At 73.7% G+C, this 16,654-nt stretch carries 16 protein-coding genes; 6 read left to right on the top strand and 10 right to left on the bottom strand.

The window, feature by feature from the left end; translation table 11 throughout:
- Positions 1–17: 17 nt before the first annotated feature.
- The 3 genes from ACWEEU_RS14780 to ACWEEU_RS14790 all read right to left on the bottom strand — a co-directional run bounded on the left by ACWEEU_RS14780 (position 18) and on the right by ACWEEU_RS14790 (position 3,042).
- Positions 18–695: a hypothetical protein gene (locus ACWEEU_RS14780; RefSeq protein WP_451732251.1), complete on the bottom strand. Its 678-nt coding sequence runs from the start codon at positions 693–695 to the stop codon at positions 18–20.
- 129 nt (positions 696–824) lie between these two features.
- Positions 825–2,513, bottom strand: coding sequence for a DUF885 domain-containing protein (locus ACWEEU_RS14785; protein WP_451732253.1), 1,689 nt, complete (start codon positions 2,511–2,513; stop codon positions 825–827).
- Positions 2,514–2,562: 49 nt separating this feature from the next.
- The gene (locus ACWEEU_RS14790) at positions 2,563–3,042 is read right to left on the bottom strand and encodes an Lrp/AsnC family transcriptional regulator (RefSeq protein ID WP_385739876.1); all 480 of its coding nucleotides are present in this window, start codon (positions 3,040–3,042) and stop codon (positions 2,563–2,565) included.
- Positions 3,043–3,102: 60 nt separating this feature from the next.
- Between ACWEEU_RS14790 and ACWEEU_RS14795 the strand changes: the two genes are divergently transcribed.
- Positions 3,103–4,308, top strand: coding sequence for a trans-sulfuration enzyme family protein (locus ACWEEU_RS14795; RefSeq protein ID WP_451732256.1), 1,206 nt, complete (start codon positions 3,103–3,105; stop codon positions 4,306–4,308).
- Positions 4,309–4,402: 94 nt separating this feature from the next.
- Here ACWEEU_RS14795 and ACWEEU_RS14800 read toward each other — a convergent pair whose 3' ends face one another.
- Both ACWEEU_RS14800 and ACWEEU_RS14805 read right to left on the bottom strand, forming a co-directional pair.
- On the bottom strand, positions 4,403–5,824 hold the full coding sequence (locus ACWEEU_RS14800) for a GNAT family N-acetyltransferase (RefSeq protein ID WP_451732259.1): 1,422 nt from the start codon (positions 5,822–5,824) through the stop codon (positions 4,403–4,405).
- A 242-nt stretch (positions 5,825–6,066) separates the two neighbouring features.
- Positions 6,067–6,897: an alpha/beta fold hydrolase gene (locus ACWEEU_RS14805; RefSeq protein ID WP_385739867.1), complete on the bottom strand. Its 831-nt coding sequence runs from the start codon at positions 6,895–6,897 to the stop codon at positions 6,067–6,069.
- Between the two features lie 191 nt (positions 6,898–7,088).
- On the opposite strand from ACWEEU_RS14805, the gene ACWEEU_RS14810 reads away from it, so the two are divergent.
- Both ACWEEU_RS14810 and ACWEEU_RS14815 read left to right on the top strand, forming a co-directional pair.
- A complete protein-coding gene (locus tag ACWEEU_RS14810; RefSeq protein ID WP_451732262.1) occupies positions 7,089–7,979 on the top strand; it encodes an RNA polymerase sigma-70 factor in 891 nt (296 codons plus the stop codon).
- 153 nt (positions 7,980–8,132) lie between these two features.
- Positions 8,133–8,891, top strand: coding sequence for a GntR family transcriptional regulator (locus ACWEEU_RS14815; protein WP_451732265.1), 759 nt, complete (start codon positions 8,133–8,135; stop codon positions 8,889–8,891).
- A gap of 70 nt (positions 8,892–8,961) precedes the next feature.
- Here ACWEEU_RS14815 and ACWEEU_RS14820 read toward each other — a convergent pair whose 3' ends face one another.
- From ACWEEU_RS14820 to ACWEEU_RS14830, 3 genes are all read right to left on the bottom strand, one after another.
- On the bottom strand, positions 8,962–10,119 hold the full coding sequence (locus tag ACWEEU_RS14820) for an ROK family transcriptional regulator (RefSeq protein ID WP_385739858.1): 1,158 nt from the start codon (positions 10,117–10,119) through the stop codon (positions 8,962–8,964).
- A 79-nt stretch (positions 10,120–10,198) separates the two neighbouring features.
- Positions 10,199–10,852, bottom strand: a complete 654-nt coding sequence (locus ACWEEU_RS14825; protein ID WP_385739855.1) for a response regulator — start codon at positions 10,850–10,852, stop codon at positions 10,199–10,201.
- A 68-nt stretch (positions 10,853–10,920) separates the two neighbouring features.
- On the bottom strand, positions 10,921–12,075 hold the full coding sequence (locus ACWEEU_RS14830) for a sensor histidine kinase (protein WP_451732269.1): 1,155 nt from the start codon (positions 12,073–12,075) through the stop codon (positions 10,921–10,923).
- Positions 12,076–12,183: 108 nt separating this feature from the next.
- On the opposite strand from ACWEEU_RS14830, the gene ACWEEU_RS14835 reads away from it, so the two are divergent.
- From ACWEEU_RS14835 to ACWEEU_RS14845, 3 genes are all read left to right on the top strand, one after another.
- Entirely contained in the window at positions 12,184–13,104 is a 921-nt protein-coding gene (locus tag ACWEEU_RS14835; RefSeq protein ID WP_385739849.1) for an ABC transporter ATP-binding protein, read from the top strand.
- 2 nt (positions 13,105–13,106) lie between these two features.
- Entirely contained in the window at positions 13,107–13,817 is a 711-nt protein-coding gene (locus ACWEEU_RS14840) for an ABC transporter permease (protein WP_451732273.1), read from the top strand.
- Positions 13,818–13,888: 71 nt separating this feature from the next.
- Positions 13,889–14,305 carry a hypothetical protein gene (locus ACWEEU_RS14845; RefSeq protein ID WP_451732276.1) on the top strand — a complete coding sequence of 139 codons (417 nt, stop codon included), beginning with the start codon at positions 13,889–13,891 and terminating at the stop codon, positions 14,303–14,305.
- A gap of 310 nt (positions 14,306–14,615) precedes the next feature.
- On the opposite strand, the gene mug is transcribed toward ACWEEU_RS14845, so the two are convergent.
- Both mug and purB read right to left on the bottom strand, forming a co-directional pair.
- Positions 14,616–15,164 (bottom strand): G/U mismatch-specific DNA glycosylase, encoded by a 549-nt coding sequence (gene mug / locus ACWEEU_RS14850; RefSeq protein WP_451732717.1) that lies wholly within the window; start codon positions 15,162–15,164, stop codon positions 14,616–14,618.
- Positions 15,161–16,603 (bottom strand): adenylosuccinate lyase, encoded by a 1,443-nt coding sequence (gene purB / locus ACWEEU_RS14855; RefSeq protein WP_451732279.1) that lies wholly within the window; start codon positions 16,601–16,603, stop codon positions 15,161–15,163. The genes mug and purB overlap by 4 nt, the downstream gene beginning before the upstream one ends.
- Positions 16,604–16,654: the final 51 nt, after the last annotated feature.

Below are 16,654 nucleotides of genomic sequence, written 5' to 3' on the forward strand. Positions count from 1 at the left end.
GAATGGTCAGACAGGCCCTAGGAGGCACCCGCGGCCCGCCGCCCGCTCGCCACGAGGATGTGCACGCTGAGCACCAGCGACCAGGCGGGGAAGGCCATCTCCGCCCAGGGCACGTTCGAGGAGACGAAGAGCAGGACCAGCGCGGTCAGCGAACTCAGCACCGTCAGCCAGCGCGGCAGGACGCCCAGCCGCTTGCCGATCACGGACATGGACGACACGAAGACGGCCGCCATCCGCATGGCGTACTCGGTCATCAGCCCGTACGCGAAGTGCCGCCCGAAGTCCCAGGTCTCCGGCGACGGCGTGCTGCCCGCCGGGTGCGAGACCGCCAGCACGGCGGAGGCCGCCGCGGCCGCGCCGAACAGGGTCGCGGTGAAGACGAGACCGCTGCCGAGCAGCACGGTCGCCAGGAACCGGTCCTCGACCTCGCCCACATGGGCGCGCACCGCGCCGAGGAACCACAGGAAGAGGATGCCCGCGAACGGGATCAGCGCCAGCGCCGTCTGCACCGCGCCGCGCCGGGTGGGGTCCGTGAACCCGCGCGCGGCCGCCGCGCCGGCGCCCTCGGGGATGCCGAGCCGCATCAGCACGATCGTCGCCGCCAGGAGCAGCGCGAACACCACCCCGGCGAGACCGGCCGCGCGCGGGGTCTCCAGCGCCTCCCGGGCCGGTTCCTCGCGCCCCTTGACCTGCATCAGCGGCCCACCTCCCGAGCGACGGCCCCCGCACCAGCAAGCAGCCGGTGCGCGGGACCGCGCCAGTGGAAGGGGGCCGTACGGCCGAGGGCGCCGAGCGCGACGCGCGCTCCTACCGGGTCCGCGGAGTCAGAGCCGCGACAGCTCGTCCAGCAGGTCGTCCAGACCCAGCGAGCCCAGCGACAGCGCCGCCATGTGCCACGCCTTCAGGTCGAAGGAATCCCCGTGCCGTTCGCGCGCCCGCTCCCGGCCGAGCAGCCACATCCGCTCGCCGAGCTTGTAGCCGATGGCCTGGCCCGGCATGGTCAGATACCGGGTCAGCTCGCTCGCCACGAAGTCCGCGGGACGGCTGCTGTGCGCGCCGAAGAACTCCTCGCCCAGCTCCGGCGTCCACCGCTCACCGGGGTGGAACGGCGAGTCCGCCGGGATCTCCAGCTCCAGATGCATGCCGATGTCGATGATGACCCGCACCGCGCGCATCATCTGCGCGTCCAGATAGCCGAGCCGCTCCTCCGCGTCCGTGAGGTAGCCCAGCTCGTCCATCAGCCGCTCCGCGTACAGCGCCCAGCCCTCGGCGTTGGCGCTCACGATGCCGACCGTGGCCTGGTAGCGCGAGAGGCTGTCCGCGACGTACGCCCACTGCGCGAGCTGGAGATGGTGGCCGGGCACGCCCTCGTGGTACCAGGTGGAGACCAGGTCGTAGACGGGGAACCGGGTCGCGCCCATCGTCGGCAGCCAGGTCCGGCCCGGACGGGAGAAGTCCTCCGAGGGCTCGGTGTAGTACGGGGCGGCCGCGCTGCCGGGCGGGGCGATGCGCGACTCCACCTTCCGCACCGGCTCGGCCAGTTCGAAGTGGGTGCCGTCCAGTTCCGTGATCGCCCGGTCCATGAGGTCCTGGAGCCACTGCCGGGTCTCCTCGACCCCCTCGATGTGCCGGCCGTGCTCGTCCAGGTGCGCGAGCGCCTCCCAGGGCGTCTTCGCGCCCGGCAGGATCTTCTCCGCCTCCTTCGCCATCTCGGCGCGCAGCCGGTGGAACTCCGCCCAGCCGTAGGCGTACGCCTCGTCCAGGTCGAGGTCGGTGCCGTTGAAGGAACGGGACAGGCGGGCGTAGCGCTCCCGGCCGACCACCTCGGGGGCGCCCTCGATCGCCGGGGCGTACACGTCCCGTACCCAGTCGCGCAGTGCGGCCACCGAGGCGGTCGCCGCGCGGGCCGCCTCGTCCAGTTCGGTGCGCAGCGCGTCGGGTCCGGCGGCGGCGAAGTCCTCGAACCAGCCCTTGCCCTCGCCGGTGTCGGCCCACTCGGTGAGCTGCTCCACGAAGGTGGCGGTCGGCCGGGGAGCCGCGTACAGCTTCCGCTCCAGGCCCAGTTCGAGCGAGGCGCGGTAGCCCGCGTAGGCGGCCGGGACGGCGCGCAGCCGCTCCGCGATCGCCGCCCAGTCCTCCTCGGTCTCGGCCGGGGTCACGGTGAAGATCATGCGCACCAGATGGCCGGGCGTGTGGATGTTGCCGACCGCACGCAGATGTTCGTCCGCGTCGTACACGGCCAGCGCGGCGGTCAGCCGCTCGCGCAGCAGCCGGGCGCAGCGGCGCTCGGCGTCGCTGTCCGCGCCGGGCTGCCGCTCGGCCTCGTCCAGGCGCGCCAGGGTGGTGCGCGCCAGCTGTGCCAGGGCCTCATGGCCGGCGGGGGAGTAGTCGGGAAGCCTGCCGGAGCTCTCCGCGACACCGAGGTAGGTGCCGGTGACCGGGTCGAGGGCGACGAGTTCGTCGACGTACGCGTCGGCGACCTGACGGGGCAGTGCGCTCTTCGTCTCAGACATGGCGCCCATCCTCGTCGCCACGGAGTGCCCACGTCACCCCCGTTTCCGATCACGGCGTGCCGGGCGGGAGCAGCGGACCGCAATCCCACTGCTGGAAGATCAACCGGGTCTCCACCCGCGCCACTTCGCGCCGCGAGGTGAACTCGTCCAGAACCAGGCGCTGAAGATCGGCCATGTCCGCCACGGCCACGTGCACCAGATAGTCGTCGGGGCCGGTCAGATGGAACACCGTCCGCGACTCCGGCAGCGCGCGCACCCGTTCCACGAAGGGACCCACCAACTCCCGCCGGTGCGGCCGTACCTGCACCGAAAGGAGCGCCTGGAGACCGCGCCCCAGCTTCGCCGGGTCCAGGCGCAGCTCGTGCCCGAGGATCACCCCCGAACGGCGCAGCCGCGCCACCCGGTCCAGACACGTCGAGGGCGCCACCCCGGCCTGCGCGGCGAGATCGCGGTACGTGGTCCGGGCGTCGTTCTGCAGCAGCCGCAGCAACAGCAGATCCACCGGGTCCAGTACGACGGAATCGGCCATGGGCCGAACGTAACACGGCTGTTCACCCCCTGAGCCCGGCCGGTGTTCACCCTGACGCCCATGGACTCAGCGAGCAACGGCGCTTTCGACAACACCGCTTCCCGCGCTCTGGCCACCGAGGCCGTGCACGCGGGGCGCGACGACCTGGCCCGCCAGGGCCTGCACACCCCGCCCATCGACCTGTCCACCACGTATCCGTCGTACGACAGCCGCGCCGAGGCGGCACGCATCGACGCCTTCGCCGCCGAGGGCGCCGACCCCGTGGGACCGCCGGTCTACGGCCGCCTGGGCAACCCGACCACGGCCCGCTTCGAGACCGCGCTCGCCCGGCTCGAAGGCACCGAGTCGGCCGTGGCGTTCGCCAGCGGCATGGCCGCCCTCAGCGCGGTCCTGCTCGCCCGCTCGGCGGCGGGCCTGCGTCATGTCGTCGCGGTACGGCCGCTGTACGGTTGCAGCGACCATCTGCTGACCGCGGGACTGCTCGGCACCGAGGTCACCTGGACCGACCCGGCCGGCATCGCCGACGCGCTGCGCCCCGACACCGGCCTCGTGATGGTCGAGTCCCCGGCCAACCCCACCCTCGCCGAGACCGATCTGCGCGCCGTCGCCCACGCCTGCGGCTCCGTCCCGCTGCTCGCCGACAACACGTTCGCGACGCCGGTGCTGCAACGCCCCGCGGAACTCGGCGCCCGCCTGGTGCTGCACAGCGCCACCAAGTACCTCGGCGGCCACGGGGACGTGCTCGCCGGAGTGGTCGCCTGCGACGAGGAGTTCGCCGGGCAACTGCGCAGGATACGGTTCGCCACCGGCGGGGTGCTGCACCCGCTCGCCGGATACCTGCTGCTGCGGGGCCTGGCCACGCTGCCGGTCCGGGTACGGGCCGCCTCCGTGACCGCCGCCGAACTCGCCCGCAGGCTCGCCGCCGACCCGCGCGTGGCCCGCGTGCGCTATCCGCGGCTGGGCGGCGCGATGATCGCCTTCGAGACGCACGGCGACCCGCACGAGGTGATCTCCCGCGTCCGGCTGATCACCCCGGCCGTCAGCCTGGGCAGCGTGGACACCCTCATCCAGCACCCCGCCTCCATCAGCCACCGCATCGTCGACGCCGAGGACCGGCGCGGCGCCGGGGTGAGCGACCGGCTGCTGCGGCTCTCGGTCGGTCTGGAGGACGTGGACGACCTGTGGGCGGACCTGGACGGCGCGCTGGGCGGCGCGCGGGGTGCGGTCGCCCGTAAGCCGGTGCCGTTGAGCGAGGCGGTGGGGTGAACGCGGCACGGCCCGAACGGCCCTGTACCCAGGTGCCGTTCGGGCCGTGCCGCGCTCGTGCCGGCGATGCCGGGGGAGCGGTGTTCAGTCGCGCTCAGCCATGTTCCGCCGCGCCGCCGAGCCGTACCCGGCCGTCCTCGCGCGGCACCGGCACCGGCACCGTGTCGAGGCGGGCGGTGATGACCAGGGTGCCCTCCTCGACCTGGTAGTCCAGGGGAAGCCCGAGACCGCGCATCGCCGCGACCATGCCGGTGTTGGAGGAGCGGGTCACGGCGTACACGCTCTCGCAGCCCGCCTCGACCGCCATCGCGACCAGGCGGCCGAGCAGTTCGGCGCCGATGCCGCGCCGCTGCCAGTCGTCCTCGATCAGCAGGGCGACCTCGGTCTCGTCGCCGTCCCACAGCAGATGGCCGAGTCCGACGACGCGTCCCGACGTGGTCTGCGCGGCCAGGGTGCGGCCGAAGCGGGGGCTGAGCAGGTGGTTGAGGTAACGGTCGGCGTCGGAGACCGGGCCGTGGTAGCGCAGCGCGAGGGTGTCCGGCGAGCACCGCTCGTGCATCGCGCGGGCGGCCTCCAGGTCACCGGTGTCCACCCGGCGCACGGTGATGTCGTTGCCCTCCGGCAGCGTCAGCACGTCATGGCCGCGCGGAATGCGCGGGCCCAGCCTGCCGTCCAGCTCGACCAGCGCCCGCGCCCGCGCGAACTCCGTCGGCGTGAAGGGCAGATACGGCCGCTCCACGCTCAACACCCCGCCGCCCGGGGCGCGGAGCCGCATCACCGTGTCCTCCAGCACGCCCTCGACGGGCACCGCGCCCGCGTCCGTCGGCTTGCCGGGCAGCGAACGCACGGTGCACCGCCCCAGCAACTGCCTCAGTGCGAGCGGGAGTTCCGCGGTGTCCAGGGCGGTACGGGTGGCCAGGCCGAGGACCCGGGTGGGGGCGTCCACCAGATCGTGGGCGTCGGCCCGCTCCACCCAGGTGGCGGCGCCGCCCGCCCGGGCGACCGTCCGGGTCAGCTCGGTCGCCGTCAGCGCCCGAGGCGCCCGCAGCAGGAACTCGTCCACGGTGCCGTCGCCCAGCGGATGCGTCTGGAGGCTCAGGATGTCGACCCGCGCCTCGGCCAGCGCGGTGCACAGCACGGCCAGCGAGCCGGGTTCGTCCCGCACGGTCGTCCGCATCCGCCACAGCGCGCCCGGTCCTTCCAGCGGGGCACTCCCGTCGTCCGGCTGCCCGGCCTGCCGCGCCACGGCGGCGGACCGGGCGCCGGTATCGCTGCCGGGCACCGGGGGCGCGTGGCGCCTTGACCACCACGTGTGGAAACCGGCGGTCGCGGCCAGCGCGATCGCCGAGGCCACCAGGAGCGCGGGACCGTCGGGACCGTGCCCGACCAGGTTCGCCACCGCGTCCGCGACCGCGACGGCCGTGAACAGCGCGGCCAGTTCCACGAGATCGCGCCGCCAGTGGTGCACCGGGCGCCCGTGCCGGGCGCGCATCGTCTGAGAGGTCTCTGGTGTCATGCGGCCACTGTGACGCAGTGGTGTTGCGTGATCACGAACGCTCTGTGACCGATGGGTAAAGGCTGATTGGGTCGATTTCATTGCACTTTCTACGGCCGTGATCCGCCGCGGCGCCTCGTGCGCCGCCCCATCAGCCACGGAACGTGCTCACCCCGCAGGCGAGTTGGCCCGTACGCGGGAGTGCCGCGCTCCGGGGGATGACGCCGGTGCGCGGCACTACCGAGGGTACGGGACGCGGGCGGTCAGCGGCTGCCGTCCAGCAGGACGCGTGCCACGAGCGCCGGGTCGTCGTTCATCGGGACGTGCCCGCAGCCGGGCAGCCGCACCAGGCGGGCGTGCGGAATCGTCTGCTTGGCGCGCACGCCCTGCCTGCGCAGCAGCAGCCGGTCCCGGGTGCCCCACGCGACCGTGACCGGCGTACCGGGCACGGTGTCGGTGAACCGCACGGTGGTGCCCGTGCGCAGCGTCGCCTCGAAGCCGCTCGCCCCGGCCAGCGCCAGCGTCTCGGCAACCACCGCCTCGGGCGAACGGCGCGCCGGGCGGGCGTAGATGGTGCTGGTGAGCGCCGTACGCCCCACCGCGTTGCCCGCCAGCCGCTCCACCAGGGGCAGCGGAAGGCGCTGCGCGATGCCGCGCATGGCGAGCAGCACCCCGAAGGCGTAGCGGCGCTCGGCCTCCGTCCAGAACCCGGCCGGGGACAGCGCGGTGACCGAGCGGACCAGTCGCGCGCTGCCCAGCTCCAGGGCGAGCAGTCCGCCGAGCGAGTTGCCCGCCACGTGCGGCCGGTCCAGGTCCAGTTCGCGGAAGAACGAGCCGAGCACGGCGTTCGTCGTCGGCAGGTCGTAGTCCAGGCCGGCCGGCAGACCGGGAGAGGCGCCGAAGCCGGGCAGGTCCACCGCGACGACCTCGCGCTCGGTCGCCAGGATGTCGATCACCGGACTCCACGCCTGCCGGTGGTGCCCGATGCCGTGCAGCAGGACCAGCGGCTCGCCGCGTCCCACGCGCTCGTAGGAGACGGTCACGTCTCCCGTGCCGTGCGGGCCGGTGACCGGGAAGGAGGCGGTGGCGGACATGAAGTGCTCCTCGGGTGGGCTGCTGACGGACGCGGTGGACAGCTTGTCAGCAATGGCTACCGGCGGGTAGTACCCGCGCCGGGCGGTGAACTCGCCACCCCGGTACCGGACCGGCTGATTCCGTAGGGGCCCTGCCGCGTGTCGGGCGATACCGTCTGGACACCGGCGGACAGGTCGGCTGGGATGAGGCGGTGACCACCGACACCGCGACCGACGTCTTCGAAGAGAACCGCCCTCTCCTCATGGGAGTCGCCTACCGGATGCTCGGCCGCGTCGCCGACGCCGAGGACGTGGTCCAGGACGCCTGGCTGCGCTGGGCGGGCGCCGACCGCGACAAGGTCCGCGAACCGCGCGCCTACCTGGTGCGCGTCACCACCCGCCTCGCCATCGACCGGCTCCGCCAGGTCAAGGCGCGCGACGAGGCGTACGTCGGCCCCTGGCTGCCCGAGCCGTACGTCACCGACTTCGGCGACTCCGTCCCCGACACCGCCGACCGCGCCCTGCTCGCCGACTCCGTCTCCCTCGCCGTCCTCGTCGTCCTGGAGTCGCTCTCCCCGCTGGAGCGCGCGGTGTTCGTGCTGCGCGAGGCGTTCGGCTACCCGTACGCCGAGATCGCTGACCTCCTCGACCGCGGCGAGGCGGCGGTGCGCCAGCTCGCCGGACGGGCCCGCCGCCACGTCGAGGAGCGACGGCCCCGCTACGACGTCGACCCCGCCCAGCGCCGCGACCTCACCCGGCGTTTCCTCGCCGCCGCGACCGAGGGCGACCTCGAAGGGCTGATGTCTCTCCTCGCGCCCGAGGCCCGGCTCGTCGGCGACAGCGGCGGCAAGGCGAAGGCGCCGGTGCGCGAGCTGCACACCGCGGACAAGGTCGGCCGCTTCCTCGTGGGCGCCACCGGCAAGGGCGTCGTACCCGGGATGTCGTACGAGTTCGTCGAGGTCAACGGCGGCGTCGCGGTGCTCGTCCTGATCGACGGCAAGCCCGACTCGGTGTTCCAGGTCGACATCGTGGACGGCCTCGTCAGCACGGTCTACATCGTCCGCAACCCGGACAAGCTGCGCTCTCTCGCGAACACCGTGTGAACGCCCGGGTGTCCGGGCCCCGCCGATATGGGCCCTGGAGAGAGGATTGGTCTTGACCAAGAATCAGGCCCGTTTTATGGTCACTGATAACTGCAACAACCTTTAATAAACAAGGGCGCCAAAACCGCCGGACAACGGCTTGCGGAGGACAGGGTGGGGACCACGCAACTGGAATCGGTGCCGGAACCGAAGTACTGGCATCTCAAGACCGTGCTCACCGAGGCACTCGACTCGGAGTTCTCGGTCGGCGAGATCCTGCCGAACGAACGCGACCTCGCGGCCCGTTACGGCGTGGCCCGTGCCACGCTGCGCCAGGCGCTCGAGCAACTGGAGCTGGAGGGCCGCCTCCAGCGCCGCCGGGGCGTCGGCACCACCGTCGCACCGCCGCGCATGGGCGTGGCCGTCGGCACCTCGCGGCACACCTGGCCGGGGGCCGGGGACGACGCCTGGCAGCCCGTGGACTGTGTACGGTCCGTGCCACCCGCGTCCGTCGCCGCCGCGCTGGAGACGGGCGGGCAAGAGGTGCACACCGTGCGCCGCTCCCGCACCTCGCACGGCCGCACCGTCGCCACCGAACTGCTCTACGTCCCGGCTGCCTCGGTGCCCGACCTCACCGCGATCGACGCGCCCTCGGGGCCGTCCCGCGCGCGTGCGGTGCTGCGCGAGCTGCACCGGCTGGAGCTGGACGGTCAGGACCGCGCCGTCGAACTCGGCTCCGCCGGGGCGGACGACGCCCGCGAACTCGACCGGCTGCCGGGCTCCCCGGTCCTGGTCCTGACGACGCGCTTCCACGCGGCGGGCCGCACGGCGGCGCTCTCCGTGGCGACGTACCGGGCGGACACGTGCCGGCTGACGTTCGGGGACTCCCCGGACGTGGAGATACACGAGGATCCGGCGCGCCGGGCGTCCTGACGGGGGCTCTGAACCGACCGCACGCCTCGCCTGCCGGGCGGGGCGTGCGGTGTTGTACGGCCGGGCCGGCTCAGTCGCCCGCCCCCACCGCCCCCTCCACCGCGAACAGTTGCCGTTCCACATGCGCCAGCGCCAGCCGCAGCGCGCCCATGGCGACGACCGTCTCGCCCAGGAGGGAGAGGGCGACGCCCGGGGGGCGCAGACAGTAGCGGGACAGCTCGCGGCGCAGGGGGTCCAGGACGCCGTCCAGACCGGCCGCCCAGCCGCCGATGACGACGAGTTCGGGATCGAGGGCCAGGACCAGCGCCGCCACGTCGTGCACCAGGCGCTGGATGAAGCGCTCCACGGCGGCCCGCGCCGCCCGGTCGCCCTCGCGGGCCAGCGCGAACACCTCGGTGACCGCCTGCTCGTCCAGCGGGGGCAGCGGCTCGTCCGTGGTGGACAGCAGCGTCTCCGGGGTGGCCTCGCGGCCCAGCAGATGCAGCGCCCCGATCTCCCCGGCCGCCCCGCCGAACCCCCGGTGCAGCCGCCCGCCGATCAGCGCGCCCGCGCCCGGACTGAGACCGGCCAGCACGAACACCACGTCGTCGCTCTTCGCCGCCGCGCCCTTCCAGCGCTCGGCCACGACGGCCGCGTTGGCGTCGTTCTCCACGAGCACCGGGCACTTGAACGAACGGCTCAGCCGGTCCCCGAGCCGCAGCCCCGTCCAGCCGGGCAGCGCCGTACCCAGGCGAACCGTTCCGTCGGCCTCCACGATGCCCGGCGTGCCCACCCCGACCGCGCGCAGCGAGCCACGGGCGACCCCGGCCCGGCGCAGCAGCTCGGCGACCGTGCCGCGCAGCCGCTCCAGGCGCTCGTCGGCGGGGGCCTTCTCGTCGACGGGTCTGGTCTGGGTGCCGAGGACCCGTCCGTCCAGGTCGGACAAGGTCGCCACCACCCGGTGCGCGCCTATCTCCAGGCCCAGCAGATGCCCCGCCTCGGCCCGGAACCGGAACCGCCGCGCCGGGCGCCCCTGCCGCCGGGCCGTCCCCTCCTCGGCCGCCGTCTCCACCACGAGCCCCGCCTCGGCCAGCCCCTCCACGACCCCCTCGACGGTGGGCCGCGACAGCCCGGTCACCCGGGTGATCTCGGTGAGCGTCGCGCACTCCGTGTCGCGCAGCGCGCGCAGCACCACCGCGGAGTTGATCCTCCGCAGCAGCGAGGGATCGCCACCGGTAAGCTGCCCCACGGTCCGTCCTCCCAGCTCGCGGGCGTCGTGGGGCGGATCGTACTCGGGCCCGCCGATCCCGGCGAGGGGCGGGCGGGGGTCATCCCGGCGCGACGAACCCCGACTCGTACGCGGCGATGACCGCCTGCGTCCGGTCGCGCGCCCCGAGCTTGGCCAGCACCGCGCTCACATGCGACTTCACCGTCTCGACGCCGACCACCAGCCGGCCGGCGATCTCCGCGTTCGTCAGTCCCCGCGCCATGAGCCGCAGCACCTCCGCCTCCCGCTCCGTCAGCCGGGCCGCCGCCAGGGGGTCGAAGGCGCGCCGCCCTCCGCCGTAACGGGTGGCCAACTGCCGTACGGACGCCGGGAACAGCAGCGAGTCGCCCGCCGCGACCAGGCGCACCGCGTGCGCGATCTCCTCCGGGCGGGCCCGCTTCAGCAGGAAGCCGTCCGCGCCCGCGCGCAGCGCCTCGTACACGTACTCGTCCTCCTCGAAGGTCGTCACCACGAGGATCTTGGGCGGCTCGCTCACCGTGCGCAGCACCGCCCGGGTGGCCTCGATGCCGTCGAGGAGGGGCATCCGCACGTCCATCGCCACGACGTCCGGCCGGAGTTGCCGCACCAGCGGGATGACGGCCGCGCCGTCGGCGGCCTCGCCGACCACCTCGATGCCGGGCTGTGCGTTCAGCACGGCCCGCAGACCGGCGCGGACCAGGGGTTCGTCGTCGACGAGCAGTACGGTGACCGGCATCCGGCCAGCGTAGATCAGCGCGGGCGCCTTCGTGTCGGCCGAGTGGTGGCGCGCTCCTCCGCTCCGTCTCAGCCGAGCGGCAGTTCCGCCCGCACCCGCCATTCGCCCTCGTCCGGGCCGGTCAGGGCGGTGCCGCCGAGCAGCGCCGCCCGCTCGCGGATGCCGCGCAGCCCGCTGCCCCCACGGCTGTCGGCCCGGACCGCCGGGAGCGGATTGCGTATCTCCAGCGTGAGCCGCTGCCCGGCGACGGTCACCCGGACCCGCACGGGCACCGGCCCGGCGTGCCGCAGGACGTTGGTCAGAGCCTCCTGGAGGATGCGGTAGCCCTCGCGGGACACCGGGCCCGGCACCGCCGCCACCGGACCCGTCACCACGGAGTCCACCTCGGCGCCCGAGGCCCGCGCCGACTCCAGCAGCCGGTCCGCGGCCGTCAGCGTGGGCCGCGCGGCCACCGGTCGCTCCGCCTCGCGCAGCACCCCGAGCACCCGCTCCAGATCCTCCAGCGCGGCCCGGCCGGTCTCCTCGATGGCGGTCAGCGCGCGTCCGGTGAACTCCGCGTCGTCCGCGGCCCGCGCGGCGCCCGCCTGGACCACCGCCACGGTCAGCGCGTGACCGATCGAGTCGTGCAACTCCCGCGCGATCCGGGTCCGTTCGAGCAGCAGCTCGGTGCGCTCCTCCAGCGCGGCCAGACGTTCGGCGGCCGAGCGACCGAGCAACTGCCGTGCGCACGCCGTGACGAGCGTGCCGAGCCCGACCACCGCGCCGTACAGGACGAGCAGCGGGAGCGGGGCCAACAGCGCGTACGCCGGGTGCGGCGGCAGCCGGTCCAGGATGGGGAGACCCGAAGGCGGCTTTCCCCAGGCGTACTTGCTGAGGTCGAAGGTGAGCGTCGGCAGCCACACGCAGGCGAACACCGCGACCGCCCCGAGGACCATCCGCACCTCCAGCCAGAGCACGGTGCGCCATCGGTCCCGCCAGGAGGCCGCCGGGACCGCGGAGATGCCCGGCTCCCTCTCACCGGGCGTCAGCAGCAGCCGCGCCTGCACTCCCTCGCCCATGCGCACCCCGGACGCGAGACCGGCCGGCGCGATCAGGAGCGCGGGCATCCACGGCGTACGGGGGTCGATGAAGAGCCAGACGCTGACGATCAGCATCGGCACCCACAGATGCAGCAGGCGTGTGTACGTCGTCCCGCGCAGCAGCGGGCGCAGGAAGCGGACCATGGCGCCATCGTCGCAGGCCGCGCGGGTGACGCACCTCCCTCGCACGGGGGAGGAGATCCCCACGCCGGGGGGAGGCGCGGGGGCGAGCGTCCGGCGAGGCTCACTGCCATGACCAGCATCGAACTGCGCGACCTCACCAAGGAGTACGGCGGCAGACGCGTCGTCGACGGACTGACCCTCACCGTCCGCCCCGGCCGCGTCACCGGCTTCCTCGGACCCAACGGAGCGGGCAAGTCCACCACCATGCGGCTCGTCCTCGGTCTCGACCGGCCCACCTCCGGCACCGCCACCCTCGACGGCCGCCCCTACGACCGCCTCACCGAGCCGCTGCGCCGGGTGGGTTCCCTGCTGGACGCCCGTGCGGCGCACGGTGCCCGCACGGCGTACGACCACCTCAGGGTGCTGGCGGCGGCCAACCGCATCCCCGTGGCGCGAGCCGGCGCCGTCCTGGAGCGGACCGGGCTCGCCTCCGTGGCCCGGCGCCGGGTGCGGACCTTCTCCCTCGGGATGCGCCAGCGGCTCGGCATCGCCGCCGCGCTGCTCGGCGACCCCGAGGTGATCCTGCTCGACGAACCCGCCAACGGCCTCGACCCCGAAGGCATCGTCTGGGTCCGCTCGCTGCTGCGGGAGCTGGCCGCCGAGGGGCGTACGGTCCTGGTGTCCAGCCATCTGATGGGCGAGACGGCCGCGTTCGCGGACCATCTGGTGATCCTCGGCCGGGGCCGCCTCCTCGCGGACACACCGGTACGGGAGTTCATCGACGCGCGGGTGCGGCCCCGGGTCCGGGTACGTACGGCCGACGCCGACGCCCTCGGCGCGCTGCTCCTGCGACACGGCCACGAGGCGGAGCGGGGCGCGGACGGCGCGTGGACCGTTGGGCGCGCCTCCGCGGAGGAGCTGGGGCGGCTGCTGGCCGAGGCGGGGCTGCCGGTGCTCGAACTCGCCGCCCAGGAAGCCGGCCTGGAAGAGGCGTACCTCGATCTCACGGCCGCCGAGGCCGAGTTCACCGCACAGTCCCAGGAGGTCTGACCATGCCGTTCGTCCCGGTCCTGCACGCCGAGTGGCTCAAGATCCGTACGCTGCGGTCGCTGGTGGGCGCTCTCTCCGCCGTCCTCCTCGTCACCGTGGGCTTTTCGGCGGTCACCTCGGCGCATCCCGATCACTCCGACGCCCTGTTCTCGGTGTACTTCGGCGTGAGCCTCGGCCAGATCGCGGCGGTCGCCTTCGGTGCGCTGGCGGTGGCGGGGGAGTACCGGGGCGGTGCGCTCCGGCTGACGCTCGCCGCCGCTCCGGACCGCTCCCGCTGGTTCGCCGCCAAGGCCGCGGCCGTCGCACTGCCGGTGTGCGCGGTCGGTCTGCTCACCGGAGTGCTGACCCTCGCGGTGGGCCGGGTCAACCTCGGTGCGCAAGCACCCCCTTGGGGCGACGGGCTGCGCGGCGCCCTCGGCTGCGCGCTGTACCTGACGCTGATGGCGCTCCTCGCCGCCGGACTCGCGGCCGTTCTGCGCAGCGGCGTCACCACGCTCGCCCTGCTGATCCCCTTCCTGCTGATCGTGTCCTTCGTCATCGGCGACCTCTCCTCCGGCGCCGCGGACTATCTGCCCGACCGGGCCGGCCAGATCGCCCTGCACAGCAGCTGGGACGGCGCCCTCGGCCCCTGGTCCGGGCTCGCGGTCACCGCGCTGTGGACGGCGGCGGCGCTCCTCGCGGGGGCGTGGTGCGTACGGCGCCGGGACGCCTGAGGGCGTGGCGCGGTCCGGAGGGAGAGCATGACGCCCCGCCAATTGTCAGTGCACCCCGCTTTACTGGACCCATGGACGTCGTCGCACGGCACCTCGCCGCCATCGACCGGCTCCGCGCCCTGGATCTGCCGGCGGGCGGGGTCGGGCATCACACCGTGGTCCTGGAGACCGGTCAGGGGCTCGGGGCGGGGGACGCCGGGGTGCGGGCGGGTGCGGCGGAGGACCTGCACGCGCTGTGCGGGGCGATAGCCGCACGGCTCGACGAGCGCTGGGGCGGTGGCCCCGTCTGGGGGATGCTCACCCTCCGGGTCCGGCTGGCGCGGGGCGAGTCCATACCCGAGCCCTGGGCCACGCTCTGTCTGCGCACCGACGAACTGGACGTGTGGCAGGCGGAGGACGGCGCCTGGGTGGCGGTGGGCGTGGCCGACCGGGACCCGGCGGACGAGGCGGAGCTGCTGGCGACGGTGACGCGGACGGCTCCGCCGTAGAGTCGGTCCCAGGCGGTGACGGCGATAACCTGCGGCATGAGGTTCGCCGCCGAGACCGTTTGCCGCGTCTGCGCATGGGACGCGGGCGACGCCCGCTTCGACGCGTTCGGCTGCGCGCTCCATGTGATCTGCGACTGCTGTGGAACGGAGCCGGGGCACGGTGACGAGCGGCCGCATCAGGTGCGGTCACTGCGCCGGAGCTGGCTCGACAACGGGGCCCCGTGGTTCAAGCCGGAGCGACGGCCCCCCACGTGGGACCGTCGCTCGCGGTTGGCCGCCGTCCCGCCGCGGTGGCGTTGAGCCGGCGCGGCTACGCCTCCGTCGCCGCCTCCCGCAGCCGGGCGAACTCCTCCGCCATCGTCTCCAGTGTCCAATGGGCGTTCAGACCACTGGGGTTGGGCAGGACCCACACCCGGGTGTCGCCGAAGGTCCGTTCCTGGGGGCCGATTTGGGCGGTGCGGTCCGCGAAGGCGGAGCGATAGGCCGTCACGCCGACCACGGCGAGCCAGCGCGGGGCGTACCGCTCGGCCTTGGCGGCCAGCAGGCGGCCGCCCTCGCGGTATTCCTCGGGCTTCAGCTCGTCGGCGCGGGCGGTGGCGCGGGCGACGACGTTGGTGATGCCGAGGCCGCAGGCGAGCAGGTCGCGTTCCTCGGCGGGCTTCAGCAGGCGGGGGGTGAAGCCGGAGCGGTGGAGTACGGGCCAGAAGCGGTTGCCGGGCCGGGCGAAGTGGTGGCCCGTCGCGGCCGACATCAGACCGGGGTTGATGCCGCAGAACAGCACATGGAGGCCGTCCGCGATCACGTCGGGGACGAGACGGTCGCGGGCGGCCTCCAGCTGCGCCTGGGTGAAGCGGGTCAGAGGATCGCTCCGGGGGTGTAGCGGGCGGCCTCAGGGTGCTTGGCGGCGATCGCGTCGATCCGGCCCACCAGCACGCCGACCTGGTCGGCGGCGGCGCCGGTGAAGGACAGCTTGTCGGCCATCAGGGCCTCCAACTGCGCGCGGTCCAACGGCAGTCGTTCGTCGGCGGCGAGCTTGTCCAGCAGGTCGTTGCGGTCGGCACCCTGCTCCCGCATGGCGAGCGCGGTGGCGACGGCGTTCTCCTTGATCGCCTCGTGCGCGACCTCGCGGCCGACCCCGGACCGCACCGCGGCCATCAGCACCTTGGTGGTGGCGAGGAACGGCAGGTAGCGGTCCAGCTCGCGCGCGACCACCGCCGGGAAGGCGCCGAACTCGTCGAGCACGGTCAGGAACGTCTCCAGCAGGCCGTCCAGCGCGAAGAACGCGTCCGGCAGCGCGACCCGGCGCACCACCGAGCAGGACACGTCGCCCTCGTTCCACTGGTCGCCCGCCAGCTCGCCGGTCATCGAGGCGTAGCCGCGCAGGACGACCATCAGGCCGTTGACGCGCTCGCAGGAGCGGGTGTTCATCTTGTGCGGCATCGCGGAGGAGCCGACCTGGCCCGGCTTGAAGCCCTCGGTGACCAGCTCGTTGCCCGCCATGAGGCGGATCGTCTTGGCCAGCGAGGACGGCGCCGCCGCGAGCTGGACCAGCGTGGTGACGACTTCGTAGTCCAGCGAGCGGGGGTAGACCTGACCGACCGAGGTGAACGCGTGCGAGAAGCCGAGGTGGGCGGCGATCCGCTGCTCCAGCTCGGCCAGCTTGGCGGCGTCACCGCCGAGCAGGTCGAGCATGTCCTGGGCGGTGCCGACCGGTCCCTTGACGCCGCGCAGCGGGTAGCGGCCGAGCAACTCCTCGACGCGCTCGTACGCCACGAGCAGCTCGTCGGCCGCCGTGGCGAAGCGCTTGCCGAGAGTGGTGGCCTGGGCGGCGACATTGTGCGAGCGGCCGGCCATGACCAGCTCGCCGTACTCCGCCGCGAGCTTGCCGAGGCGGGCGAGGACGGCGACGGTACGGTCGCGCATCAGCTCCAGGGAGACACGGATCTGGAGCTGCTCGACGTTCTCCGTGAGGTCGCGGGAGGTCATGCCCTTGTGCACGTGCTCGTGACCGGCGAGGGCGTTGAACTCCTCGATCCGGGCCTTCACGTCGTGCCGGGTGACCTTCTCGCGCTCGGCGATCGAGTTCAGGTCCACGGTGTCGAGGACGCGTTCGTAGTCGGCGATGGCCTCGTCGGGCACGTCGATGCCGAGGTCCTTCTGCGCCCGCAGCACGGCGAGCCAGAGCTGCCGCTCCATCCTCACCTTCTGCTCGGGCGACCAGAGCGAGGCGAGCTCGGTGGAGGCGTAGCGTCCGGCGAGGACGTTCGGGATGCGGGGCTTGGCGGGCGCTGAAGTCACGTGCACCGAGTTTACTGGCAATTCGTGCAGGCCAGCGCCCTGGGGTTGTTC

The organism is Streptomyces sp. NPDC005004 (assembly GCF_053600675.1).

Bases quoted from the DNA above. Each gene is read 5' to 3' on its own strand.
- ACWEEU_RS14805 (WP_385739867.1), bottom strand. From the start codon at position 6,897: ATGTCCGCCACCGCCTCCTTCCCGGTCACCGGCCCGCACGGCACGGGA.
- ACWEEU_RS14790 (WP_385739876.1), bottom strand. From the start codon at position 3,042: ATGGCCGATTCCGTCGTACTGGACCCGGTGGATCTGCTGTTGCTGCGG.
- ACWEEU_RS14835 (WP_385739849.1), top strand. From the start codon at position 12,184: ATGACCAGCATCGAACTGCGCGACCTCACCAAGGAGTACGGCGGCAGA.
- ACWEEU_RS14785 (WP_451732253.1), bottom strand. From the start codon at position 2,513: ATGTCTGAGACGAAGAGCGCACTGCCCCGTCAGGTCGCCGACGCGTAC.
- ACWEEU_RS14845 (WP_451732276.1), top strand. From the start codon at position 13,889: ATGGACGTCGTCGCACGGCACCTCGCCGCCATCGACCGGCTCCGCGCC.
- ACWEEU_RS14840 (WP_451732273.1), top strand. From the start codon at position 13,107: ATGCCGTTCGTCCCGGTCCTGCACGCCGAGTGGCTCAAGATCCGTACG.
- ACWEEU_RS14830 (WP_451732269.1), bottom strand. From the start codon at position 12,075: ATGGTCCGCTTCCTGCGCCCGCTGCTGCGCGGGACGACGTACACACGC.
- ACWEEU_RS14800 (WP_451732259.1), bottom strand. From the start codon at position 5,824: ATGACACCAGAGACCTCTCAGACGATGCGCGCCCGGCACGGGCGCCCG.
- ACWEEU_RS14780 (WP_451732251.1), bottom strand. From the start codon at position 695: ATGCAGGTCAAGGGGCGCGAGGAACCGGCCCGGGAGGCGCTGGAGACC.
- ACWEEU_RS14825 (WP_385739855.1), bottom strand. From the start codon at position 10,852: ATGCCGGTCACCGTACTGCTCGTCGACGACGAACCCCTGGTCCGCGCC.
- ACWEEU_RS14795 (WP_451732256.1), top strand. From the start codon at position 3,103: ATGGACTCAGCGAGCAACGGCGCTTTCGACAACACCGCTTCCCGCGCT.